Origin of the sequence: Actinomadura sp. NBRC 104412 (assembly GCF_030269515.1) — a bacterium.
GTDB lineage: Bacteria > Actinomycetota > Actinomycetes > Streptosporangiales > Streptosporangiaceae > Spirillospora.
Genome location: NZ_BSTM01000016.1, coordinates 1 through 23125, shown reverse-complemented (window position 1 = coordinate 23125; position 23125 = coordinate 1). Strand labels below are relative to the sequence as shown.

The following is a 23125-nucleotide window of genomic DNA, read 5'->3' as shown; positions in this document are numbered from 1 at the left end:
CGGCCGATCTCCGCAGACTAACCGGACGCGTGGGCGTCCACCAGAAGGGTCTGGAGGCCGCTGCCGAAGCCGCCGGAGGGGTCGGCGAGCTCGGCCTCGGCCATGGCGCAGCCGCCCGGATCGGTGTGAATCCGCGCCCGCATGAAGATCCACTCGCCGTCGGGATCGCGGTGCAGCGCCACGGTGAGGTCGGTGTTGATGATGAACCACTTGGCGAAGTCGAGCTGGCTGCCCACGCCGGACATGCTGTCGGCCAGGGTGAGCGCGCGCACCAGAGGCGTGTCGTCCTCCCCGGCGACCAGCGGGATCCGCGACCGCGCCCACACCGCCGCCGGTCCCGGGCGGCCGAACGCGCCCTCGACGACCCGCCATTCCATGCACGACAGGTACCCGGCCATGTTCGCGTTGGGCCAGGCGGTGCCGAGGACGGTCGGGACGGCCGGCAGCGGGGGAGGGACCGGGGTGTGGGCGGTCGGCTCCAGGTGCGCGGGCGCGGCGGCGATCCGCCACGCGGTGGCGCGGGCGACGGGACCGTCCTCACCCGACAGCTCGGCCTCCAGGAGGTTGATCCGGCGGCCCGGCCGCACCGTGCGCACGGTCACCTCCAGCGGCGCCACGGGCACCGGGCGGAGGATCTCCATCGTCAGCCGCGCCACCCGCAGGCCGGGGGACGGCTCGTGCCGTTCGAAGGCGCGGCCGAGCAGCGCCGAGACCGGCCCTGCATGCTGGAAGCCGCGCGACCAGGGCCCGGCGGTGGCGGCGGTGGCGGCGAAACGCCCGTCGCCGAGCGCTTCGTAGAACGAGGCCGCGACAAGCGGCGGCAGATCCTTGTCCGAGTCCTTGCTCACGGGGGCGCTCACCCGGTCAGGTTACAGAATGTCGTTCGGTGCAGGAGGGGCGGGGTGACCGCGTCTCGTCCCTAGGTCGCCGACCTCATCGGCGCGTGGGTGCGCGAGCGCGGCTAACCCGCCGTGTCCCCTAGCCCGTCGCATCCTCTATCCGCCACGTCCCCCGCGGAGACGCGGACGGCGTGCAGGGCGGCGGTGATGGCGGCGGCGTCCTCGGAGCTGAGGCCGGGCAGCCCGAAGTCCGCCTCGTGCAGCGCGGCGGTCGACTCCTCGGCCAGCTCGCGGCCCGCCGGGGTGATCGCGGCCAGCACCACCCGCCGGTCGTCCGGTGACGGGCGCCGCTCGACGAGGCCGCGCCGCTCCAGCCGTCCGATCACGTTGGTGACGGAGGCCGGATGCACCATCAGCCGGGTGCCGATCTTGCCCATCGGCAGCGTGCCGGTGCGGGCGAAGGCCAGCAGCCGCAGCGCCTCGTAGGCGGCGAAGGTGAGCCCGTACGGCTTCAGCGCCGCCTCGATCACGCTGAGCAGGAGCTGCTGGGCCCGCATGACGGAGGTCACGGCCGCCATGCGGTCGGCGTGCTCCGGCCACCGGGCGCTCCACTGGCGGTGCGCCTCGGCGATCGGGTCGAGGGGTTTGACGGGCTCGGTCATGGAAACTACTTTAGCTTCCAAATATTGGACGACAAAGGGCCTGGGAGGGCGGGGGATCGGCATGCACGTTCCCGAGCATCCGGTGCGGTTCGTCACGGCGGCGGCCCTGTTCGACGGGCACGACGCGGCCATCAACATCATGCGGCGGATCCTCCAGTCGCAGGGCGCCGAGGTCGTCCACCTCGGCCACGACCGGTCCGTCCGCGAGGTCGTGGACGCGGTGCTCGAAGAGGACGCCCAGGGCGTGGCGATCTCCTCCTATCAGGGCGGGCACATCGAGTACTTCGAGTACCTGGCGCGGTCCCTGGCCGAGGCCGGCGCGGGCCACGTGAAGGTCTTCGGCGGGGGCGGCGGCGTGATCGTCGCCGAGGAGATCGAGCGGCTGGCGCGCGCCGGGGTGCGGATCTTCTCCCCGGAGGACGGCCAGCGGCTCGGCCTGCCCGGCATGATCAACGAGCTGATCCGCGACTGCGACGTGGACCTGGCGGCCGAGCCCGTCCCGGTCGAGGCGGTCCTGGCGGGGGAGCGGCGGGCGCTGGCCCGGACGATCACCTGCCTCCAGGCCGGCCGGCTCCCGGACGGCGACCGGCGCGCGATCGCGGAGGCCGCGGCGCGCAGGTCCGTTCCCGTGCTCGGCATCACCGGGACCGGGGGCTCGGGCAAGTCGTCCCTCACCGACGAACTGGTCCGGCGGCTGCGCGTCGACCGGCAGGACAAGCTGCGCGTCGCCGTCCTGGCCGTGGACCCGACCCGGCGCCGCGGCGGCGGCGCCCTCCTCGGCGACCGCATCCGGATGAACTCCCTGGACGGCGACCACGTCTTCTTCCGGTCCCTGGCGACCCGCGGGGCGCGCGAGCTGCCCGAGGGCATCGACGGCGTGATCGAGGCGTGCAAGGCCGCCGGATACGACCTGGTGATCCTGGAGACCCCCGGGATCGGGCAGGGCGACGCGGCGATCGTGCCGCTGGCCGACGTGTCCCTGTACGTGATGACGCCCGAGTTCGGCGCCGCGTCCCAGCTCGAGAAGATCGACATGCTGGACTTCGCCGACGTGGTGGCGATCAACAAGTTCGAGCGGCGGGGCGCGGCCGACGCGCTGCGCGACGTGTCCCGGCAGATGCTGCGCAACCGCGAGGAGTTCGGCCGGTCGCCCGAGGAGATGCCGGTGTTCGGCACCAGCGCCGCCACGTTCGACGACGACGGCGTCACCGCGCTCTACCAGCACCTGACCGGCCTGCTGGGGATCGAGCGCGGCGTGCTGCCCCGGGTGGACACCAGGGTCTCCACGGGCGCCGCGCAGATCGTCCCGCCGAACCGGGTCCGCTACCTGTCGGAGATCGCCGAGACGGTGCGCGGCTACCACGCCGAGACGGCGCGGCAGATCGCGGCGGTACGGCGCGTCCAGCGGCTGGAGGAGGTGCACGCCGAGCTCTCCGGAACCGGCGCGGATGACGCCGCGAAGGAGGTCGGCGCGCTGCTGGAGCGGGCGCGCCAGGAGGTGACCCCCGAGTGCGCCGAGCTGGTCGCCACCTGGCCCGCCGTCGTCGAGTCGTACTCCGGGGACGAGCAGGTCGTGAGGATCCGCGACAAGGAGCTGCACACGCCGCTGACCCGCGAGTCGCTGTCGGGCACCCGTATCCCGCGCGTCGCGCTGCCCCGCTACGAGGACCACGGCGAGCTGCTCCGCTTCCTGCGCAACGAGAACCTGCCCGGCAGGTTCCCCTTCACCGGCGGCGTGTTCCCGTTCAAGCGCGACAACGAGGACCCCGCCAGGATGTTCGCGGGCGAGGGCGACCCGTTCCGCACCAACCGGCGCTTCAAGCTGCTGTCGGAGGGGCAGCCCGCGACCCGCCTGTCCACCGCGTTCGACTCGGTCACCCTGTACGGGCGCGACCCCGGCGAGCGCCCCGACGTGTACGGCAAGGTCGGCACGTCCGGCGTGTCGATCGCCACGCTGGACGACATGAAGGCGCTGTACGACGGGTTCGACCTGTCGGCGCCCACCACCTCGGTGTCGATGACGATCAACGGGCCGGCGCCGACCATCCTGGCGTTCTTCCTCAACACCGCGATCGACCAGAGGCTGGACGCCTTCCGCGAGGAGAACGGCCGCGAACCGTCCCCCGAGGAGGCCGAGGAGATCAGGAGGCGGGTGCTGACCACGGTGCGCGGCACCGTCCAGGCCGACATCCTCAAGGAGGACCAGGGCCAGAACACCTGCATCTTCTCCACCGAGTTCTCACTGCGGATGATGGGCGACATCCAGCAGTGGTTCATCGACAACGGCGTCCGCAACTTCTACTCGGTGTCGATCTCCGGCTACCACATCGCCGAGGCCGGGGCCAACCCCATCAGCCAGCTCGCCTTCACCCTGGCCAACGGGTTCACCTACGTGGAGTCCTACCTGGCCAGGGGCATGGACGTGGACGACTTCGCGCCCAACCTGTCGTTCTTCTTCTCCAACGGCATGGACCCCGAGTACTCGGTCCTGGGCCGTGTCGCGCGCCGCATCTGGGCGGTGGCGATGAGGGAGCGGTACGGCGCGGGCGAGCGCAGCCAGAAGCTGAAGTACCACGTCCAGACCTCGGGCCGGTCCCTGCACGCCCAGGAGATGCACTTCAACGACATCCGCACCACGTTGCAGGCGCTCATCGCCATCTACGACAACTGCAACAGCCTCCACACCAACGCCTACGACGAGGCCGTGACCACGCCCACCGCCGAGTCGGTGCGCCGGGCCCTGGCCATCCAGATGATCATCAACCGGGAGTGGGGCCTGGCGATGAACGAGAACCCGATGCAGGGCTCGTTCATCACCGACGAGCTGACCGACCTGGTCGAGGAGGCGGTGCTGGCCGAGTTCGACCGGATCAGCGAGCGCGGCGGGGTGCTGGGCGCGATGGAGACCGGCTACCAGCGCGGCCGCATCCAGGACGAGTCCATGCTGTACGAGCGGCGCAAGCACGACGGCTCGCTGCCGATCATCGGGGTCAACACCTTCCGCCCGCCGGAGGGCGCCGGGGACGAGGGCGGCGGCAAGCCCCTGGAGCTCGCCCGCGCCACCGAGGAGGAGAAGAGGTCGCAACTTGAGCGGGTCCGGGACTTCCAGGCCCGCCACCGCGACGAGGCGCCGGCGGCCCTGGAGGCACTGAAGGAGGCGGCCCGCTCCGGCGAGAACGTCTTCGCCGTCCTGATGGACGCGGCGCGGGTGTGCAGCCTGCAGCAGATCACCGAGGCGTTCTTCGAGGTGGGCGGGCAGTACCGGCGCAATGTCTGAGCGGTCTCCCCGGGACGACACCGGCGCCGCGGTCCCGCTGCCCGGCCGGGTGCGCCGCGTGGTCTCGCTGGTGCCCTCGCTCACCGAGACGATCGCCGTGTCCGCTCCGGGGCTGCTGGTGGGCGCGACCGACTGGTGCTCGCATCCGCCCGGTCTGGACGTCCCGAGGGTGCGCGGCACCAAGAACCCCGACCTGGAACGGATCGCCGCCCTGCGTCCCGACCTGGTCGTGGGCAACACCGAGGAGAACCGCCCCGCCGACGTCGAGGCGCTGCGGGGGCGCGGGGTCCCGGTCTGGATGACCGAGATCCGCACCGTGGACGAGGCGCTGGCGTCATTGCGGCGCATGCTCACCGAGGCGTGCGGCGTCCCGTCCCCCACCTGGCTGGAGGAGGCCGCGCGCGCCTGGTCGCGGCCTCCCGTGCTCGAACCGCGCCGGAAGGCCGTCATCCCGATCTGGCGGCGTCCCTGGATGGTGGTGGGACGCGCCACGTTCGCCGGTGACGTGCTGGACCGGCTCGGGGTCGCCAACGTCTACGCCGGCCACCCCGAGCGCTACCCGAAGATCCCGATCGAGGAGCTGAACGCGGCGGGCGCCGACCTGGTCGTGCTTCCGGACGAGCCGTACCGGTTCACCGCCGGGGACGGGCCGGAGAGCTTCCCCGGCGTTCCGTCCGCCCTGGTCGACGGCCGGTACCTGACCTGGTACGGCCCGTCCCTCGTCGACGCGCCGCGGGTGCTGGCGGGCCGGCTGTCACATCCCCTGCCGCCCGCCGGCCGCGCTCACGCCTTGGGACCGCCCGCGACATAGATGACCTGTCCCGACACGAACGAGGACTCCTCACCGGCGAAGAACGAGACCATCGCCGCGATGTCCTCGGGCCGGCCGACCCTGCGCACCGGGATCTCCTTGGCCGCGGCCTGCTGGAACACCTCGAAGTCCACGCCGACCCGCTCGGCCGTCGCGGCGGTCATGTCGGTCACGATGAACCCGGGCGCGACCGCGTTCACGGTGATGCCGAACTTGCCGAGCTCGATCGCCAGGGTCTTGGTGAACCCCTGCATGCCGGCCTTGGCCGCCGAGTAGTTCGCCTGGCCCCGGTTGCCCAGTGCCGAGGTGGACGACAGGTTCACGATCCGGCCCCAGCCCGCCTTGGTCATGTACGCCTGCGCGGCCCGGCTCATCAGGAAGGCGCCGCGCAGGTGCACCGCCAGGACCGCGTCCCAGTCGTCCTCGGTCATCTTGAACAGCAGGTTGTCGCGGATGATCCCGGCGTTGTTGACCAGCACCAGCGGCGGGCCCAGCTCCGCGGCGACCCGCTCCACCGCCGCCGACACCTTCGCGGAGTCGGCGACGTCCACCCCCACGGCCAGCGCCCGCCCGCCGTCCTTCTCGATCGCCTCCACCGTCCCGGCGCAGGCGGCCTCGTCCAGGTCGCAGACGGCGACCGCGAACCCGTCGCGGGCCAGCCGCACCGCGGTGGCCGCCCCGATCCCGCGCGCCGCGCCCGTGACGATGGCGACCTTGCTCTCGCTCATGGCGTTTCCTCTTTCGTTACTGCCGTGCGATCCGTCCGTGCCGTGGTTGCGGCTCAGACCCGCAGGTCCTTGGCGATGATGGTCTTCATGACCTCGTTGGTCCCCCCGTAGATCCGGGTGACCCTGGCATCGGTGTACAGGCGCGCGATCGGGTACTCCAGGATGTAGCCGTAGCCGCCGTGGAGTTGCAGGCACTTGTCGATGACACGGCCCTCGACCTCGGTGCAGAACAGCTTGCACTTGGCGGCGTCGGCCGGGGTCAGCTCACCGGCGTCCAGCGCCTCCACGCAGCGGTCCACGAGCGCCTGCGCGGCCTCCACCTCGGTGGCGCACTCGGCCAGGACGAACTTGGTGTTCTGGAAGGACGACACGGGCTTGCCGAAGACGGTGCGCTCCTGGACGTACTTCTTGGCGAACTCGACCGCCGCCGCGGCGGCCGAGTAGGAGGACGCGGCGATGCCCAGGCGCTCCTCGGCCAGGTTGTGGGTGAGGTACTCGAACCCACGGCCCTCCTCGCCCAGCAGGTCCTCGACCGGGACGCGCACGTCGGTGAAGGACAGCTCGGCGGTGTCGGAGGCGCGCAGCCCGATCTTCTCCAGCTTGCGGCCGACCGTGTAGCCCTCGCTCTTGGTGTCGACGGCGAGGATGGACAGGCCGGCGCGGCGGTTCTCGGGGGTGGCGGGGGAGGTGCGGGCCACCACCAGCACGCGGTCGGCCAGCACGCCGCCGGTGATGAAGGTCTTGGCGCCGTTGAGGATGTAGTGGTCGCCGTCCCGCTTGGCGGTGGTCTGGATGCCCGCGAGGTCCGAGCCGGTTCCGGGCTCGGTCATCGCGATGGCCATCATCATGTCGCCGGAGATGAAGTCGGGCAGCCAGCGCTTCTTCTGGTCCTCGCTGGCGTACTTCAGCAGGTACGGGAGCACCAGGTTGACGTGCACGCCGTAGCCGCCGAAGCCCACCGCGGCCCTGGCGCACTCCTCGGAGATCACGAGCTGGTACTTGAAGCTGGTCTCGCCCGCGCCACCGTACTCCTCGGGGACCTGGATGCCGAACACGCCGAGCTCGCCCAGCTTGTTGTAGAAGTCACGGGGCGGATGCCCGGCCTTCTCCCACTCGTCGTAGACGGGAGTCACCTCGGCGGCGATGAAGTCCCGGATCATCGTCCGGAACGCCTCATGGTCCTCGTTGAACACGGTTCGGCGCACGGCCCCGCTCCTCGATCCCGAATGTCCCATATCTAACGGAACGCCAAGTTACGTGGAACGCAATTCTAGAATCAACCCGGGAACGTCCGGAACGCGGGGGTGCGCTTCGAGGGCGGCGGGAACGAGCGCCGTGCCTCTGGTAGCGGGCGTCTAGCAGGACGGGGCGCAGACGCGGCGCGAGACGGCCTCAAGGAACAGCTTGCGCACCTCCCCCGGGGTCTGGGCCACCACCACGTCGCCGCGGGTCGCCTGGGTGATCCGGCGGAGCTCGTCGACGTCCACGTCCTTGCCATAGCCGAACATGAACACCTGGACGGGTCGCGCGGGATCGTAGGAGCGGCGCAGCGCGTCCAAGGTCTCCTGTAAGGACGCCCCCTCCCGGTCCTGGTTGCGGCCGTCGGTCCACAGCAGCACCGTGTGCACGAACTCGGGCTTGTAGGTCCGTCGCATGTAGTCGAACGCCGCAAGGGTCGTGTCGTACAGGCCCGTGCCGCCGTTGCGTTTGGCCCGGATCTGGCTGAAGGCCGACAGCATCAGCTGGCGCCGGGTCGAGGAGCCCAGCCGCTCGCCCAGCGGTCCCACGCTGACCAGCTCCCGCCAGTCCTGTTCGCCGACCAGCTCGGTGGAGAACACCCACTGGCCCAGCTCGCTGTCGTCGGGCAGCAGCGACAGCCCGGCCTGGGCGGTCCGCACCGTGGACTGCAACCGGGTGACGCCCGGCTCCACCTCCTCGTTCATCGAGCCGGAGATGTCGATCACGCTGAGCATCCGGATGCCCAGCGACAGCCGCGCCCAGGACTGCATGATCCGTTGCACGTCCGCCGGGGAAGGCGGACTCAGCAGCCGGGGCGGGCGCGGGTCCAGCCCGGCGCGGTCGCCGAACGACTCGGGCGCGGCGCCCGAGGGCGCCCGGAATCCGCGCTCCAAGAGGTCGTCGCGGGTGTCGTCGCCGGTCAGCTCCTGCTCCAGCAGGCGCGCGGCGCGGGCCTTGGCGGCGGCGTCCCGGTCCCCGGCGCGCCCGACCACGGTGATCCGGTAGTCCATCGCGAGTGTGCCCTCGGACGGGTACACCGCGACGGCCTGCTCCGCCGGCTCGCCGCCGTTGTAGGCGTACACCGCCTGCTCCGGCGCCAGCGCGATCGGGTGGCGGCCCTGGCGGTCCTGCCGGAACGAGGCGAACTCCGCCTGTACCGAGGGGGTCACGGCCTCCCGCAGCGTCCGCACGGCGCCGGTGAACTGCGCGCTGCCCTCGTCCTGCCGTCCCAGCAGGGTGTTGGCCAGCATCAGCGTGGCCATCCCGGTCGCGGTGCGGTTGGGGTCGGGGACCCTCAGCTTCACCGAGCCGGGAGGGATCGCGGCCCCCCTTCCCGAGCCCGTGCCCGCGCCGGCTCCGGCCGCCACGAGAAGGCCCTGCCAGGACGGCCGGGCGCCGCCCCGGCCCTGGAGCCGCCGCGCGACCCCGGCGGGCGTGGCCACCACGACCGGGGTGGACGCGATCGACCGCAGGGTGGTGATCGTGTCGGTGCCCTGCCGGCCGCCGGACGCGGTGGACGGCGCCCGTGCGAGAACGGTCCACAGCGAGGAGTCGGGGATCCACACGTCCGGCTTTTCGGTGACCCCGGCCACGCCCCGTCCCGACAGCAGGGTGGACACCGCCACCGGGTCGGCGGCGCGCACGCTGACGCGGACGCAGCGATCCCCGACCTCGTGCCGGTCGTCGTTGAAGCGCCCGGCGGCCTCGGTGACGGCCGGTGCGATCTCGGGTGCCGCCGTCAGGTTCAGCGGGAGCGCGTCCGCCCCCGTACAGGGCCCTCCGGAGGCCAGCGCGTACACGCCCAGGCCCGCCAGGAGGGTCAGGACGGCGGCGCCGGCCATCGGACCCCAGAACGCGGTGCCGCGCGGAAGGGAGCGGCCCGGGGCGACGTGCCGTCCGGGACCGGTGGCGCCCGGTCTCGACGGGACGGTCGGCGAGGCCAGGCGCGGGCCGAACGGTCCCGCCTCGCCGAGCGGCGGCCGCGGTGGCCCGCCGCCTTCGGACGGGTTTCCGGGCAGGTTCCCGGGCGGATTCACGGGTGGCCGGAACCGGGGGACGGCGCCTCCGGCGTCGGAGGCGCCCATGAAGCCGCCGTAGCCGTGCGGCGGCCTCGGCTCGGGCGGAGGATCCTGTCCCCGCGGGGGATCCGGAAGCCACTCGGGGACGTCGTCGTGGCCGTTCATGGCCGGTTACCCGTGATCATCACGACTGCCACCTTCGCGGGGCCGATGGGGCGGATCATGAGACAGAAACTAGATATGTCTCGACCTGGGGCTAGTGATGGTCACCCCTTCCCGGGCGCTCGTCAAGCGGTATGCGGCAGGAGGCGCGGGTCGCGCCACGTTCGTTCGCGTCGGCCGCAAGAGCGACGCGATCCCATCCGGAGATACGCAGACGGCGCCCGCCAGGATCGACGGGATTCTCCGATGGGACTCACACGATGCGGATCCGGGGTCGGAGCCGGTGCGGTTTCGGGCCGTGGCCGGACAAGGCCAGCGTTGGGCCTTGCCATCCTGTGATCAGGCGCTAAGCGAGGAGGTGCGGCCCGGCCGGGCGTTCCGCGCGCAAAGAAAAAGCGACGCCGGGTGGATACGGGGGCAATCCACCCGGCGTCGCGTCATCGGTGTTCCGACGGGGGCCCGGAACACCGGCACGGGCGCTCCGACGGGGGACCAGAGCGCCGGTACAAATCGTACACCGAACCCCCCCGCCCTTAGTCAAGAGAAAGTCACGACCCGATTTCCGGACGCCGACCGGAAATACCCTTGTGGTGCGGGCCGCCGACGCCATCAGGCTCGCCGAACCGGGGCATCGGCTGCGGCTCCCGGCCGCCGTTGGCGTAGATCACACTGATGTACGGCAGGAACACCGCCCCCACAATCAGCACGCCCGCCACCCACACCGGGGCGCCGGCCGCCGCGGTGATCACCGCGGCGATGAAACAGCCGGTGCGCACCCCCATCGAGATCAGATACCTTCGCTGCCGGTAGCGGATGTCCTCCGACATCGGCTTCGGCGCGTTGGTCACGGTGTAGACCTCTGGGCCACGGCGGGGAATGAGCTTCACGGTTCCACGGTATGCCCTGGGGCATAGGCATGCGACATGGGAGGGGCCATGACCGACCGCACCTACCGGGTGACCGAGATCGTCGGCACCTCGCCGGTCTCCGTCGACGAGGCCGTGCGCAACGGGATCAGGCGCGCCGGGCGGACGCTGCGCCATCTGGACTGGTTCGAGGTGACCGAGGTGCGCGGCCAGATCGTGGACGGGGAGGTGGCGCACTACCAGGTCGGCCTGAAGGTCGGCTTCCGTCTTGAGGACGCCTGAACGCCCTGAGGGACGCGCGAGGCCACCGGCCCCTCCCTCTCACGGCGGGACGGGGCCGGGGCCTCTCCGCGGCGGTCTCAGGACGCCTGCGAGACCGTCGACATGTTGTAGTCGGCGACCCTCAGCGCGGGCATCGCGGCGCGGGTGAAGTAGTCCGACCACTCGCGGGGCAGGGTCGGCACGGTCGCGCCCGCCTCGGTGACGCGGCCGAGCAGGTCCACCGGGCTCTCGTTGAACCGGAAGTTGTTCACCGCGCCGACCACCTCCCCGCCCTCCACGAGGTAGACGCCGTCGCGGGTGAGGCCGGTCAGCAGCAGCCGCTGCGGGTCGACCTCCCGGATGTACCACAGGCAGGTCAGCAGCAGTCCCCGCTCCGTGCGCGCCACCATGTCGTCCAGGGACGCGGACGCGTCCGGCCCCGTCATCGTCAGGTTGTCGATCGCGGGGGTGAGGGACAGTTCGGTGCGTTCCGCCGACCGCCGTGTCTGGATGAGCGCGTTGAGCGTCCCGCCGGAGATCCACTCGGTGGCGGCCAGCCCCAGCCCGTTGTCGAACACCGACGTCTCCCGGCCGGAGGCGTGCGCGATCACGAACGGGCTGGCCTCCAGCCCCGGCGCGCGGGGGTCGCTGGACAGCGTGAGCGGCACCTCGGTCAGCCGCTCACCGACCCGGGTGCCGCCGCCCGGCGCGCTGAACACCGTCCGCCCGTCGTGGGCGTCCTGCGCGCCCGCCGACCAGTACAGGTAGATCATCAGGTCGGCGACCGCGCTGGGCGGCAGGATCGTCTCGTACCGGCCTGCGGGCAGCTCGACGCGGCGCTCGCCCCACTCCAGCCTCCGCGCCAGCCCCGCGGCCAGGCCCGGGACGTCCACGTCGGTGAAGTCGCGCGTGCCCACGCCCGCCCACGTCGAGCCGCCCGCGCCCTTGGCGTTCAGCTCCAGTAGCCCGGTCGGCTGGTCGTGCCGCAACCGCAGCCCCGCCGACGACCCCAGGAAGGTCGAGGTCAGCACGTGGTTGGCGAACCCGTACAGCTTCCGCCCGCCCGCCTCGGCCTCCTCGAACGCCGCGCCCAGCGCGGGCGCGAACCCCTCGTAGACCCCGATCCCGGTCTCGGCGGGCGGGTCGTCCCACGCGCCCGCGCCCGGCACCGGATCGCCGAGCAGCGGCGCGGCGTCCTCGGCCGGCTCGTTGCCCGCCGCGTCCGCCTCGGCCGCGCGCACCAGGTCCTCCAGGTCGTCCGCGCCCACGGCGGTGCGCGACACCACCCCGGCCGCGACCCGGTCCCCCTTGCCGCGCAGCGCGATCACGGTGAGCCGGTTGGACCGGGTCACCCCGTTGGTGGTCAGCGTGTTGCCGGCCCAGCGCAGGTTGGCGGTGCTGGACTCGTCGGCGATCACGATGCAGTCGTCGGCGCGGGACAGCTCCAGCACCCGCTCGACGGCCTCCTGCGGGCGCAGCACGCTCACTGGCCGGCCTCCTTCAGCGCGTTGAGGATGTTGACGCCGCGGAACAGCGCGGACGGGCAGCCGTGGCTGACCGGGGCGACCTGCCCCGGCTGGCCCTTGCCGCAGTTGAACGCGCCGCCCAGCACGTAGGTCTGCGGGCCGCCCACCGCCTCCATCGAGTTCCAGAAGTCGGTGGTGGTGGCCTGGTAGGCCACGTCCCGCAGCTGCCCGGCCAGCCGGCCGTTCTCGATCCGGTAGAAGCGCTGGCCGGTGAACTGGAAGTTGTACCGCTGCATGTCGATCGACCAGCTCTTGTCGCCGACGATGTAGATCCCGCGGTCCACCCCGGAGATCAGCTCGTCGGTGGACGGGCCGCCGGGCAGCGGCTGCAGCGACACGTTCGCCATCCGCTGCAGCGGCATGCTGGACGCCGAGTCGGCGAACGCGCACCCGTTGGAGCGGTCGGCGCCGGTGAGCCGGGCGATCCGGCGGTCGAGCTGGTAGCCGGTGAACATCCCGGCGCTGATGATCTCGAACGCCTGGGTCTGCACGCCCTCGTCGTCGAAGCCGATGGTCGCCAGGCCGTGCTCCGCGGTGCGGTCGCCGATGACGTTCATGGCCTTCGAGCCGTACTGGAGCGTGCCCAGCTTGTCGGGCGTGGCGAACGAGGTGCCCGCGTACGCCGCCTCGTACCCCAGGGCGCGGTCCAGCTCGGTGGCGTGCCCGATCGACTCGTGGATGGTCAGCCACAGGTTGGACGGGTCGATGACCACGTCGTAGGACCCGGGCTCCACCGACGGCGCGGCCAGCTTCTCGGCCAGCAGCTCGGGGACGCGGGCCAGCTCGCCCTCCCAGTCCCAGTGGGAGCCGGTCAGCCACTCCCAGCCGCGGCCGACGGGCGGCGCGAGGGTGCGCATCGTCTCGAAGCCGTTCTCGCCGATCGCGACCGAGTTCAGCACCGAGTGCAGGCGCACCCGCTGCTGCGTGGTGACCGTCCCGGCCAGGTCGGCGAAGAACTTGTTCTCCTTGACCTGGAGCAGCGTGGCGTCGGCGTGGTCGACGCGGTCGTCGTCCAGCAGCAGCCGGCTGCGCTCGGCGAGCAGGGCGACCTTCTCGGCGGTCGGCACGGTGAACGGGTCGACCTCGTACTCGGAGACCCAGACGCGCTCGCCGTGCATCGGCTCGGGCGCCAGCTCGATCGGCTCGCGGTTGACCGCGGCGGCGACCGCGGCGACCTCGACGGCCTGCGCGGCGACACGCGCGGCACCGTCCGGCGTCAGGTCGATTCCGGCGGCGAACCCCCAGGTGCCGTTCTTCACGACGCGGACCGACAGGCCCACGTCGTCGGCGTCCAGCGCCGTCTCCAGCGCGGCGTCGTGCAGCCGCAGCGTCTGGCTGCGGATCCGTTCCAGCCGGAAGTCGGCGTGCTCGGCGCCCAGCTCCCTGGCCCTGCTCAGGGCCGCGTCGGCGAGCGCGCGCAGCGGCAGCGCGGTGAATGCGGGATCGATGTCATGCACCCTTCGCAACCTACCCCGCGGCGCCTCCCTCAGGTGGCCTCAGGTGGGCGTGCCCGGGGAAACAAAGCCCGGTCGGCGGATCTTGTCGGAACGGCACATCTGGTTACCCCCGCGTAGGCCGTTACGCTCCTCGTCAGTTGCGGGGCCCGGGCAGCACGTCCCCGCGGTCAGTCACAGCGGAACGGCACGACGAGGGGTACGACGATGAGTCGCTCAGTCCTGGTGACCGGCGGTAACCGGGGCATCGGCCTCGCCATCGCCCGCGAGCTCGCGGAGGCGGGCGACGCGGTCGCGGTCACCTACCGTTCGGGGGAGCCGCCCGAGGGCCTGTTCGGCGTCCGCTGCGACGTGACCAGCGCCGAGGACGTGGACGCCGCGTTCGGCAAGATCGAGGCCGAGCAGGGCCCGGTGGAGGTGGTGGTGGCCAACGCCGGCATCACCAAGGACACGCTGCTGGCCCTCATGAAGGAGGAGGAGTTCACCTCCGTCCTCGACACCAACCTCACCGGGTCGTTCCGCGTCGCCAAGCGCGCCGTGAAGGGCATGATGCGCAAGCGCACCGGCCGGATCGTCCTGGTGTCGTCGGTGGTGGGGCTGCTCGGCTCGCCCGGCCAGTCCAACTACGCCGCGTCGAAGGCGGGCATGGTCGGCTTCGCCCGGTCGCTGGCCCGCGAGCTGGCCTCCCGCAACATCACCGTGAACGTGGTGGCGCCCGGGTTCGTGGACACCGAGATGACTCGGGTGCTCACCGAGGACCAGCAGGCCGCGATCCGGAAGCAGATCCCGCTGGGCCGGGTGGCGCGTCCCGAGGAGGTCGCCAAGGCCGTGCGGTTCCTGGCGAGCGAGGACGCCGCCTACATCACCGGGGCCGTGATCCCGGTGGACGGCGGACTGGGCATGGGGCACTGAGGGGTACGTGGCGATGGGAATCCTGGAAGGCAAGCGGATCCTGGTCACCGGCGTCCTGACCGACGCCTCGATCGGCTTCCACGTCGCGCGGGTCGCGCAGCAGGAGGGCGCCGAGGTCGTCCTGACCGCCTACCCGCGGCCGACGCTGACCGCCCGCACCGCCAAGCGCCTGCCGTCCGGCCCGGACGACCCGCCTCCGGTGCTGCCGCTGGACGTGACCAGCACCGAGCAGCTGGACGGCCTGGCCGACGCCCTGCGCGAGGTCGGGTTCGACAGCCTCGACGGGGTGATGCACGCGATCGCCTTCGCGCCGCAGACCGCGCTGGGCGGGACCTTCCTGGAGACCCCGTGGGAGGACGTGGCGACCGCCGTGCACGCCTCGGCGTACTCGCTGAAGTCCCTCACCATGGCCTGCCTGCCGCTCATGAAGGGCGGCGGCTCGGTGGTCGGCCTCGACTTCGACGCGTCCGTGGCCTGGCCGGTCTACGACTGGATGGGCGTGGCCAAGGCCGGTCTGGAGTCGTGCTCCCGCTACCTGGCCAAGTACCTGGGCCCGCAGGGCATCCGCGTCAACCTGGTCTCCGCCGGCCCGCTGGCGACCATGGCGGCCAAGAGCATCCCCGGCTTCGAGGGCATGACCGAGATGTGGCCGCAGGCCGCCCCGCTCGGATGGGACATCAAGGACAGCGAGCCCACCGCGCGCGCCTGTGTCGCCCTCCTGTCCGACTGGTTCCCCGCCACCACGGGCGAGATCGTCCACGTGGACGGCGGCCTGCACGCCATAGGCGCTCCCAGCACCACCTGAGCCGTTACTGGACCACCAGGCGGGCCAGCCGGGTCCGCCGTGGGGGCGCCTGGCGTTCGCGGACGGCCCTCGCCAGCGCCGGACCCGCCCCTTGAACGACCGACAGGTGTTCCAGAGCGAGCCCGAAGGCGGTCGCGACCAGGGGTCGTGACAAGGCGGCGGTATCGTCGGGCCCGTCGGGCGGCAGTACGGCGACGACGGCCCTGCTGCGCGTTCCGCGTCCCAGCGCGGCCGTGACCGCCCAGCCGGGACGCAGGCGCGCGGTGAGAGCGGGCGGGATCACGGCGTCCCCTCCGGCGAACCGCACGTGCAGACCGGTGGCGTCGGCACCGGTGACGGTGCCGTTCTCGCCCACCGCGGCCTGGGGGAGCGGGGCGGCGACCAGGACCCGGTCGCCGGGGTCGAAGCCGCCGAACCGGCCCGGACCGGGATTGAGGTGTTCCTTCAGCGCGGTGTTGAGCGCCGCCGCCCCCGCCTCGCCCGCCGCCGACGGCACCACGACCCGCACGTCGTCCACCGGGATCCCCAGGGCGCGCGGGATCGAGTCGGTGACCAGCTGCACGGTCCGGTGCACGGCCTCGCCGGGGCTCGCCGCCGGGACGATCACGACCTCCTTGCCGGGCGCCTCGACCGCCACCAGCTCCCCGCCCCGCACGGCCGCGGTGAGCGCCGCCAGGGGACCCCGCCCGGACGGCTCCAGAGCGATCATCGGGACGGTCTCGGACGCCTCCAGGTCGTCCAGGACGCGGCCTGGACCGGCGGGCGGCAGCGCGCCGGGCTCCCCGCACAGCACCAGGTGCGCGCCGTCCGGGCAGGCTTCGACGAGGACGGCGGCCGGCTCGACGTCCAGGCCCGCCGCGTCGGTGACGATCACCAGGTCCAAGTCGAGGGGACGCTGCTCGCCGCGTCCGTACACGACGGTGCCCGGAGGCGCCCCGGGGGCGGGCTCGGCGTCCGGCCGGGGCTCCAGCAGCGCGTGCAGGCTGCCGATCGGGTATGCGGCGCCCGCGCCCCGCAGCCGGGCCGCCGCGCGGTCGGTCGGCGCCGCGACGGCCGCGCGGACACCGTGGGCCGCGGCGGCCCCGGCGATCGCGCGGGCCGCGTCCTCCAGGTCGTCCGCCGCGCCCCGCAGGACGGTCACCCCGGTGCGGAGCGCGGCGGTCAGGGCCAGCGAGCGGTCCTCCGGCAGCCCGGACCGCAGCGTTCTGATCGTGGCGTCGTCCAGCAGCGGCCCGGCGGTGGCCGTCAGCCGGGCCAGGCCCTCGGCAGCGGCCTCCTCGGCCATCGCCCAGCGCGCCAGGCCCAGCGTCTCCTCGGGCTCGGGCAGGTCGCCGTCCTCGAGCGCGGCCTCGTCGAAGTCGGGCTCCTCGGTGAGCGCGATGACCTCGGCGGTGTCGAGCGCGTCCTCGACCGCCCGGCGCGCATCGGGGACGCGCAGCCGCTCCAGCGCGGTCAGCACCTCGGCGGGCGGGGTGACGGTGTGACCCTGCCGGGCCGCCTCGTCCAGCAGGTAGCCCACCAGGGACCGGCCGCGGCGGCGGTCGTCCGGGCGCGCCCGCTCACCCAGCACCTCGCGGGCGAAGTGGTCGGCCTGCCTCGGCCCCACGCCGGGGACGCGCAGCAGCCGCCACGGATCCTCGCGCAGCCGGGCGCCCGCGTCCGGTCCGAGCCGGGCCAGCGCCCTGGTCACCATGGACGGCGGGACGCCCGTCTCGGCGAACAGCGCGGCGAGATCTCCCGGCGGGGCCTTGGGACGAGTATCGGTCACGGGCTCCGGATCGTAGCCGATGAGGCGGGGGACGCCCCCCGCGTCACGCCGACCCGGAGGTCATGTCGGACACGTCGTCCAGCGCGGCGCGGATTTCCTGCGGCAGGGTGAGGTCCTCGCTGAGCAGCGCCTGCCCGAGCTGCGCGGCCGTGCGGGCCCCGACGATCGGCGCCGTGACGCCGGGCCTGTCGCGCACCCAGGCCAGCGCCACGCTCAGCGGGGTCACGCCCAATCCCTCGGCGGCGGTCACCACGGACTCCACGATCCGCGCGCACTCCTCGTCCAGGTACGGCTGGACGAAGTCGGCGAAGTGCGGCGCGGCGGCGCGCGACCCGGCCGGGATGCCGCCGCGGTACTTGCCGGTCAGCACCCCGCGGCCCAGCGGGGACGAGGCGAGCAGGCCGATGCCGGCGTCCTGCGCGGCGGGCGCCGCCTCCCGCTCGACGTCGCGGCTCAGCAGCGAGTACTCGAGCTGCGCGGAGATGATCGGCTCCCGTCCCGGCCAGGCCCGCTGCCACGCGCCGGCCTTGGCGATCTGCCAGCCGGCGTAGTTGGACACGCCGACATAGCGGGTCCGGCCCGAGGCGACCGCCTCGTCCAGCGCCGAGAGCGTCTCCTCAAGGGGCGTGGACGGGTCGTAGGCGTGCAACTGCCACAGGTCCACGTACTCCAGGCCCAGGCGCTCCAGGGAGTCGTCCAGGGCGGCGAGCAGGTGTCTCCGGGAGGCGTCGTAGCGGCCGTTGGACCGGATCGCGGCCTTGGTGGCGATCACCAGTCCGTCCCGGTCGGCCACCTCGTGCAGGAGATGGCCGAGGATGCGCTCGCTGCGGCCGTCGGCGTAGACGTCGGCGGTGTCCACGAGGGTGCCCCCGGCGTCCACGAACGCCCGTAGCTGCGCGGCCGCCTCATCGGGGTCGGTGTCCTGCCCCCAGGTCATCGTGCCCAGCCCCAGCCGGGAGACCGACAGGCCGCTCCGCCCGAGGTGACGCTCTTCCATGGGCGGAACAGTAGCGGGACGTACCGCCGGACCGGTCAGGTGAGGTCGCCTCGGGTCACGTCCGGCGGCGGTGCGCCCCCGCCCTCCCGGGAGCCGTCAAGGGCGGGAAGGCGCGGCGTAATTCCCGGAGTAATGCCATTGCCTGTACTTTTCCGGCACCACCCGCCAAACAGGCCAGAACCCAAGAATTTCCCGCTGATACCGTGTCAGCGGGAAATGGCGCCTAAGGCGATCCTGGCGACGAGTTCGGCGTCATAGACGCACGACACTGTGATCGTGCGGTAACGACCCGCCGCCGTCATTCCGCCGCGGCCTGGGGGAGTCGTCGTGCTTGGCCTCCAGGACCACGCGAGGGCAGTTGAGGACGGCGGCGAGCTTGTTGAGCATCGCGTCGGTCGCGTTGCGGGTGCCCTTCTCGATTTCACTGATCAGGCTGAAGGCGACCCCGCACTGCCGGGCGACCTGGGCCTGGGTCAGCCCCGCCTGTTTGCGTGCGTATCTGATCGCCGCGGGCTCGTGATTGAGCCGCCGGGGAGGTCTGCGCGGTGGCATGACCAGGACGTTAACGCGCAGTGTAGCGAAGTGCAAGAAGAAAAGAAATTGCACTGCGCAGCACTTCGCGAATTGTCGCGCGAAAAGCGCGGCCGGTCTGCGGAAAGGCAACGAAGTGTTGCGCAGTCATGCGAAGCTGTTGCGCATGGACGACGAGCCCATGGACGAGCGGCCACCGCAACGACCCGAGGGCAAGCTGATCGAACAGACCCTCAGGGAAGCGGGGCTCACCCGCCGCAAGGCCGCCGAGATCATCGATCGCAGCGAATCGCACCTGCGGCAGGTCATCAACGGCTACACGACACCGCGCGCGGGCCGCCATATCGCCGTGCGCGCCCGCGCCGACGCCCTGGCCTGGATCGCCTGGAACCTGGAGATCGGCCCCGGCGAGCTGGAGGAGGCCGGTCGTCCGGACGCCGCGGCGCTTCTGCGGGAGTACCGCGGGAAGCCGCCCCACCGCGCGACCGCTGCCGCAACCGGGGACCCGCCCCGGCCGGCCTGGGACATCGCCGAGGTCCGCGCCGACCTGCTGGAGATCACCGAGGACTTCGAGCGGGTCGGCGCGCGGATGCAGCAGATGGTCAGGCGCCTGGAAGAGCTCGAACGGCTCGCGGGAGGCGGGACGGCGTCACCGGGCTAGAGCCAGTGGTTCTTGTGCAGGCGCCGGTAGATGAACACGCACAGCGTCACCATCACCACGACGACCAGCCCGTATCCGTAGCGCCATCGCAGCTCGGGCATGTGCTGGAAGTTCATGCCGTAGATCCCGGCCAGGGCCGTGGGGACGGCGATGATGGCGGCCCATGAGGAGATCTTGCGCATGTCCTCGTTCTGCTGCTTGCCCATCAGCGCCAGGTGCGCGGTCAGGACGCTGTTGAGCAGCTCGTTGTGCGCGTCCACCTGGCCGTCCACGCGCAACAGGTGGTCCAGGATGTCGCGGAAGTACTCGCGGGCGCCGGCGAACTCGGGCACCCGGCCGCGCACGATCTCCTGCAGCACCGGGACCAGCGGGTCCTGCGCGCTGCGGAACTCCAGCACCTCGCGCTTGAGGGAGTAGATGCTCTCGGTCACGTCGGGGCCGCCGGGCCGGAACACGGCCCGCTCCAGCTCGATGATGTCGACCTCGACCTCGTGCGACACCACGCCGTAGTGGTCGACGACCTCGTCGCACACCGCGTACAGGACACCCGCGGGCCCGTGGTCGAGCAGCGCGGGATCGCTCTCCAGCCGCTTGCGGACGGGCCCGAGCGGGTTGCCCTCCCCGTGCCGGACGGTCACCACGAAGTCGCGGCCGACGAACACCATGATCTCGCCGACCTCGATGTCGGAGGTGCCGTCCTTGTAGACCAGGGTCTTCAGGACGAAGAACAGGGTGTCGTCGTACCGTTCGAGCTTGGGCCGCTGGTGCGCGGACACGGCGTCCTCGGCGGCCAGGGGGTGCAGGCCCAGCTCGTCGCGGACGAGGCCGAACTCCTCCGCGGTGGGTTCGTGCAGCCCGATCCACACGAAGCAGCCGCCCGGCTCCTCGGCCGCGCCGGTCCTGGCGGCCTCGGCGCGGGCGGCGTCGAACGCGTCGCTGATGTCACCCTCGATGGTGTGCCGGACCCCACGCGAGTAGATGGCCTTGTCAACGATCACGGTTCGTCATTCTTGCGCATTATGCCGAGCTTAGAGCGATACCCGCGATCGTGGGGTGGTCCCGGTCATCTCGTAGAGTGCCAGGCGTGACGACGCTTCTGCTGGTGCGGCACGGCCTCACCGCGATGACGGGCCCGGTGCTGGCCGGGTGGACGCCGGGCGTGGACCTGGACGAGCGGGGCCGGGCCCAGGTCCGCGATCTCGGCGCGCGGCTGGCGCCGGTCCCGGTGGCGGCGGTGGTGTCCAGCCCCCTGGACCGCTGCGTGCGGACCGCCGAGGCGGTGGCGGCGGGACGGCCGGGCACGGCCGGGAAGGTGGAGCTGGACGAGCGGTTCGGCGAGGTCAGGTACGGCGACTGGACGGGCAGGCCGCTGAAGGAGCTGGCCGAGGAGCCGCTGTGGAAGGTCGTCCAGGCCCATCCGAGCGCGGCGCGGTTCCCCGGCGACGACGGCGAGGCCCTGGCCGACGCCGCGCACCGCGCCGTCACCGCCGTCCGCGACTGGAACGCCAGGATCGCCGCCGAGCACGGCAAGGACGCCGCCTACGTGGTGTGCAGCCACGGCGACATCATCAAGGCCATCGTGGCCGACGCGATGGGCCTGCACCTGGACCAGTTCCAGCGCATCCAGGTGGCGCCCGCGTCCCTGACGGTGATCCGCTACACGGAGCTGCGCCCGTTCCTGTCCCGCCTGAACGACATCGGCGGCAACGTCCAGGACCTGCTGCCGCCCCCGCCCGAGGAGAAGGACGGGGACGACGGGGACGCGGCCATCGGCGGCGGCGCGTAGGGTCGTTGTCATGCCGGTCATCTCCTATGAACTTCCCGAAAGGTTCGTCGCCGGGGCGGTGGGCCAGCCGGGGGATCGTGCCTTCTACCTGCAAGCCCGTTCGGGCCGCAGGGTCACCAGCGTGGGGCTGGAGAAGTTCCAGGTGACGTTGCTGGCGGAGCGCCTGGAGGAGCTGCTGGACGAGGTGCTGCGCCGCAGCGGCGGCGACGCGCCCGTACCCGCCGTGACCCCCGCCGAGCTGCGCGACGACGGCCCGCTGGAGCAGCCGGTGGAGGAGGAGTTCCGCGTCGGCACGATGGCGCTGGCCTGGGACCCCGAGGACGAGCAGGTCGTGATCGAGGCCCAGGAGGTCACCGAGGGCGAGGAGGACGCCGAGGTCGGCGAGGACGACCCGGCCATCGCGGTGCTGCGGGTGCGCATCACCGCGGCGCAGGCCCGCGCGTTCGCCGAGCGCGCGCTGAAGGTGGTGGCGGCCGGCCGGCCGCCGTGCCCGCTGTGCGGGTTGCCTTTGGACGCGGCCGGGCATGTCTGTCCACGCCAGAACGGGTATCTGGGCTAGGACGAGGGACCCAGGGGGAACGGGAGTGACTTGGATCATGGACGGGGCGGCCGGAAGAATGAACGCATGACGCAGTCCTCCCGGGATCGCACCCCCGCGGGCGACGGGCCCGTGGTCTCCCCTCGAGACACCGAGACCGCCGAGCGGCTGCTGAGCCTTGGGCGGCTCACCGTCGAGGGGCGGCTCGTCCAGGCGTCCAACGCCACGCTGTACTGCTCCATCGAGTGGGAGGGCCTGACCGCCGCGTGCGTCTACAAGCCGGTGGCGGGGGAGCGCCCGCTGTGGGACTTCCCCGACGGCACGCTGGCCGAGCGCGAGGTCGCCGCGTACGCGGTCTCGGAAACGATGGGCCTGCGCGTGGTCCCACCGACGGTGCACCGCGACGGCCCGTACGGTCCCGGCATGGTGCAGCTGTGGGTGGAACCCGACCCGGAGGTCGACCTGGTCGCGCTGTCACGCTCCGAGGACGAGGCGATCCGCCGCATGGCGGTGTTCGACGCCGTGGTCAACAACGCCGACCGCAAGATCGGGCACCTGCTGCCCGTGAGCGACGGCCACGTGTACGGCTGCGACCACGGGGTCTGCTTCTCCGCCGAGTACAAGCTGCGCACCGTCCTGTGGCAGTGGCGCGGCCAGCGCCTGACCACCGAGGCCGTGGAGGCCCTCCGCCGCGTCGACAAGGCCCTGAGGAACGGTCCGCTGCGCGAGACCCTGCTGCGCCTCCTGACGGCCGAGGAGGTCGAGGCCACCGTCCGCCGGGTCGAGCTGATGCTCAAGCACAAGATCCACCCGTTCCCCCCAGAAGACTGGCCCGCCATCCCCTGGCCCCCCATGTAACACAGCCGCACCCACCCCAGCCCCGAACGACGGCCAAGCGTTGCGATCGCGTCCGAAGGCAGGTTCCGAGCTTGCGAGGAACCTGATCGCGTAGCGAGCCCCTGGGCGAGTCGGAGCGATGCAGCGATCGCCGCAGGCGCGACAAGCGACGAGCCGTCAAGGCGAGGAGCGCCGCTCGCGCATGCAATAAACACAGCCCCAGCCCCCAACCCCAGCCCCGAACGGCGCCCAAGCGTTGCGATCGCGTCCGAAGGCAGGTTCCGAGCTTGCGAGGAACCTGATCGCGTAGCGAGCCTCTAGGCGAGTCGGAGCGATGCAGCGATCGCCGCAGGCGCGACAAGCGACGAGCCGTCAAGGCGAGGAGCGCCGCTCGCGCATGCAATAAACACAGCCCCAGCCCCCAACCCCAGCCCCGAACGGCGCCCA

The 23125-nt window shown here is 72.2% G+C and carries 21 protein-coding genes; 9 read left to right on the top strand and 12 right to left on the bottom strand.

All coding sequences use genetic code 11. The features are described from left to right. Positions 1–17: 17 nt before the first annotated feature. Positions 18–860 carry a thioesterase family protein gene (locus QSK21_RS20470; protein WP_285698013.1) on the bottom strand — a complete coding sequence of 281 codons (843 nt, stop codon included), beginning with the start codon at positions 858–860 and terminating at the stop codon, positions 18–20. Between the two features lie 101 nt (positions 861–961). Continuing rightward, the gene (locus QSK21_RS20465) at positions 962–1501 is read right to left on the bottom strand and encodes a MarR family transcriptional regulator (protein ID WP_285698010.1); all 540 of its coding nucleotides are present in this window, start codon (positions 1499–1501) and stop codon (positions 962–964) included. A 61-nt stretch (positions 1502–1562) separates the two neighbouring features. On the opposite strand from QSK21_RS20465, the gene icmF reads away from it, so the two are divergent. Next, positions 1563–4778 (top strand): fused isobutyryl-CoA mutase/GTPase IcmF, encoded by a 3216-nt coding sequence (gene icmF / locus QSK21_RS20460; RefSeq protein WP_285698008.1) that lies wholly within the window; start codon positions 1563–1565, stop codon positions 4776–4778. Then, a complete protein-coding gene (locus QSK21_RS20455) occupies positions 4771–5589 on the top strand; it encodes a helical backbone metal receptor (RefSeq protein ID WP_285698006.1) in 819 nt (272 codons plus the stop codon). The genes icmF and QSK21_RS20455 overlap by 8 nt, the downstream gene beginning before the upstream one ends. Here QSK21_RS20455 and fabG (QSK21_RS20450) read toward each other — a convergent pair. The 4 genes from fabG (QSK21_RS20450) to QSK21_RS20435 form a co-directional block, all read right to left on the bottom strand. Beyond that, positions 5562–6317, bottom strand: a complete 756-nt coding sequence (gene fabG / locus QSK21_RS20450; protein ID WP_285698004.1) for a 3-oxoacyl-ACP reductase FabG — start codon at positions 6315–6317, stop codon at positions 5562–5564. The genes QSK21_RS20455 and fabG (QSK21_RS20450) overlap by 28 nt on opposite strands. Positions 6318–6370: 53 nt before the next feature. Further along, on the bottom strand, positions 6371–7522 hold the full coding sequence (locus QSK21_RS20445) for an acyl-CoA dehydrogenase family protein (protein WP_285698002.1): 1152 nt from the start codon (positions 7520–7522) through the stop codon (positions 6371–6373). Positions 7523–7672: 150 nt separating this feature from the next. After that, complete coding sequence (locus QSK21_RS20440; protein ID WP_285698001.1) at positions 7673–9739, bottom strand: VWA domain-containing protein; 2067 nt, start codon at positions 9737–9739, stop codon at positions 7673–7675. 545 nt (positions 9740–10284) lie between these two features. Then, the gene (locus QSK21_RS20435; protein WP_285697999.1) at positions 10285–10623 is read right to left on the bottom strand and encodes a DUF3099 domain-containing protein; all 339 of its coding nucleotides are present in this window, start codon (positions 10621–10623) and stop codon (positions 10285–10287) included. Positions 10624–10671: 48 nt separating this feature from the next. Here QSK21_RS20435 and QSK21_RS20430 point away from each other — a divergent pair, with 48 nt between their 5' ends. After that, positions 10672–10884, top strand: coding sequence for a dodecin (locus tag QSK21_RS20430; RefSeq protein WP_285697997.1), 213 nt, complete (start codon positions 10672–10674; stop codon positions 10882–10884). A gap of 77 nt (positions 10885–10961) precedes the next feature. Here QSK21_RS20430 and QSK21_RS20425 read toward each other — a convergent pair whose 3' ends face one another. Together QSK21_RS20425 and QSK21_RS20420 are read right to left on the bottom strand one after the other, a co-directional pair. Continuing rightward, entirely contained in the window at positions 10962–12341 is a 1380-nt protein-coding gene (locus QSK21_RS20425; RefSeq protein WP_285698230.1) for a metallopeptidase TldD-related protein, read from the bottom strand. A gap of 5 nt (positions 12342–12346) precedes the next feature. Beyond that, positions 12347–13846, bottom strand: coding sequence for a TldD/PmbA family protein (locus QSK21_RS20420; RefSeq protein WP_285697996.1), 1500 nt, complete (start codon positions 13844–13846; stop codon positions 12347–12349). A 204-nt stretch (positions 13847–14050) separates the two neighbouring features. Between QSK21_RS20420 and fabG (QSK21_RS20415) the strand changes: the two genes are divergently transcribed. Continuing rightward, on the top strand, positions 14051–14755 hold the full coding sequence (gene fabG / locus QSK21_RS20415; protein WP_285697993.1) for a 3-oxoacyl-[acyl-carrier-protein] reductase: 705 nt from the start codon (positions 14051–14053) through the stop codon (positions 14753–14755). A 13-nt stretch (positions 14756–14768) separates the two neighbouring features. Next, positions 14769–15560 (top strand): enoyl-ACP reductase FabI, encoded by a 792-nt coding sequence (fabI, locus tag QSK21_RS20410; RefSeq protein WP_285697992.1) that lies wholly within the window; start codon positions 14769–14771, stop codon positions 15558–15560. A gap of 4 nt (positions 15561–15564) precedes the next feature. On the opposite strand, the gene QSK21_RS20405 is transcribed toward fabI, so the two are convergent. From QSK21_RS20405 to QSK21_RS20395, 3 genes are all read right to left on the bottom strand, one after another. Continuing rightward, positions 15565–17328 (bottom strand): helix-hairpin-helix domain-containing protein, encoded by a 1764-nt coding sequence (locus QSK21_RS20405; RefSeq protein WP_285697991.1) that lies wholly within the window; start codon positions 17326–17328, stop codon positions 15565–15567. 43 nt (positions 17329–17371) lie between these two features. Further along, entirely contained in the window at positions 17372–18325 is a 954-nt protein-coding gene (locus QSK21_RS20400) for an aldo/keto reductase (protein WP_285697989.1), read from the bottom strand. A gap of 252 nt (positions 18326–18577) precedes the next feature. Further along, positions 18578–18877, bottom strand: coding sequence for a helix-turn-helix domain-containing protein (locus QSK21_RS20395; protein WP_285697988.1), 300 nt, complete (start codon positions 18875–18877; stop codon positions 18578–18580). A gap of 145 nt (positions 18878–19022) precedes the next feature. Between QSK21_RS20395 and QSK21_RS20390 the strand changes: the two genes are divergently transcribed. Then, positions 19023–19517, top strand: coding sequence for a hypothetical protein (locus QSK21_RS20390; protein WP_285697984.1), 495 nt, complete (start codon positions 19023–19025; stop codon positions 19515–19517). Here the strand turns inward: QSK21_RS20390 and QSK21_RS20385 are convergent. Beyond that, entirely contained in the window at positions 19514–20515 is a 1002-nt protein-coding gene (locus QSK21_RS20385) for a magnesium and cobalt transport protein CorA (protein WP_285697983.1), read from the bottom strand. The two genes, QSK21_RS20390 and QSK21_RS20385, sit on opposite strands and share 4 nt — an antisense overlap. An 86-nt stretch (positions 20516–20601) precedes the next feature. Here QSK21_RS20385 and QSK21_RS20380 point away from each other — a divergent pair, with 86 nt between their 5' ends. From QSK21_RS20380 to QSK21_RS20370, 3 genes are all read left to right on the top strand, one after another. Continuing rightward, positions 20602–21303, top strand: coding sequence for a histidine phosphatase family protein (locus QSK21_RS20380; RefSeq protein WP_285697982.1), 702 nt, complete (start codon positions 20602–20604; stop codon positions 21301–21303). Between the two features lie 10 nt (positions 21304–21313). Further along, the gene (locus QSK21_RS20375; protein ID WP_285697981.1) at positions 21314–21862 is read left to right on the top strand and encodes a DUF3090 domain-containing protein; all 549 of its coding nucleotides are present in this window, start codon (positions 21314–21316) and stop codon (positions 21860–21862) included. 66 nt (positions 21863–21928) lie between these two features. After that, positions 21929–22699 carry an SCO1664 family protein gene (locus tag QSK21_RS20370; RefSeq protein WP_285697980.1) on the top strand — a complete coding sequence of 257 codons (771 nt, stop codon included), beginning with the start codon at positions 21929–21931 and terminating at the stop codon, positions 22697–22699. The last annotated feature ends 426 nt before the right edge of the window (positions 22700–23125 follow it).

Coding starts and splice junctions, on each gene's coding strand:
- QSK21_RS20430 (WP_285697997.1), top strand. CDS start 10,672: ATGACCGACCGCACCTACCGGGTGACCGAGATCGTCGGCACCTCGCCG.
- fabG (WP_285698004.1), bottom strand. CDS start 6,317: ATGAGCGAGAGCAAGGTCGCCATCGTCACGGGCGCGGCGCGCGGGATC.
- QSK21_RS20370 (WP_285697980.1), top strand. CDS start 21,929: ATGACGCAGTCCTCCCGGGATCGCACCCCCGCGGGCGACGGGCCCGTG.
- QSK21_RS20375 (WP_285697981.1), top strand. CDS start 21,314: ATGCCGGTCATCTCCTATGAACTTCCCGAAAGGTTCGTCGCCGGGGCG.
- QSK21_RS20465 (WP_285698010.1), bottom strand. CDS start 1,501: ATGACCGAGCCCGTCAAACCCCTCGACCCGATCGCCGAGGCGCACCGC.
- QSK21_RS20455 (WP_285698006.1), top strand. CDS start 4,771: ATGTCTGAGCGGTCTCCCCGGGACGACACCGGCGCCGCGGTCCCGCTG.
- fabG (WP_285697993.1), top strand. CDS start 14,051: ATGAGTCGCTCAGTCCTGGTGACCGGCGGTAACCGGGGCATCGGCCTC.
- QSK21_RS20400 (WP_285697989.1), bottom strand. CDS start 18,325: ATGGAAGAGCGTCACCTCGGGCGGAGCGGCCTGTCGGTCTCCCGGCTG.
- fabI (WP_285697992.1), top strand. CDS start 14,769: ATGGGAATCCTGGAAGGCAAGCGGATCCTGGTCACCGGCGTCCTGACC.
- QSK21_RS20440 (WP_285698001.1), bottom strand. CDS start 9,739: ATGAACGGCCACGACGACGTCCCCGAGTGGCTTCCGGATCCCCCGCGG.
- icmF (WP_285698008.1), top strand. CDS start 1,563: ATGCACGTTCCCGAGCATCCGGTGCGGTTCGTCACGGCGGCGGCCCTG.
- QSK21_RS20395 (WP_285697988.1), bottom strand. CDS start 18,877: ATGCCACCGCGCAGACCTCCCCGGCGGCTCAATCACGAGCCCGCGGCG.
- QSK21_RS20390 (WP_285697984.1), top strand. CDS start 19,023: ATGGACGACGAGCCCATGGACGAGCGGCCACCGCAACGACCCGAGGGC.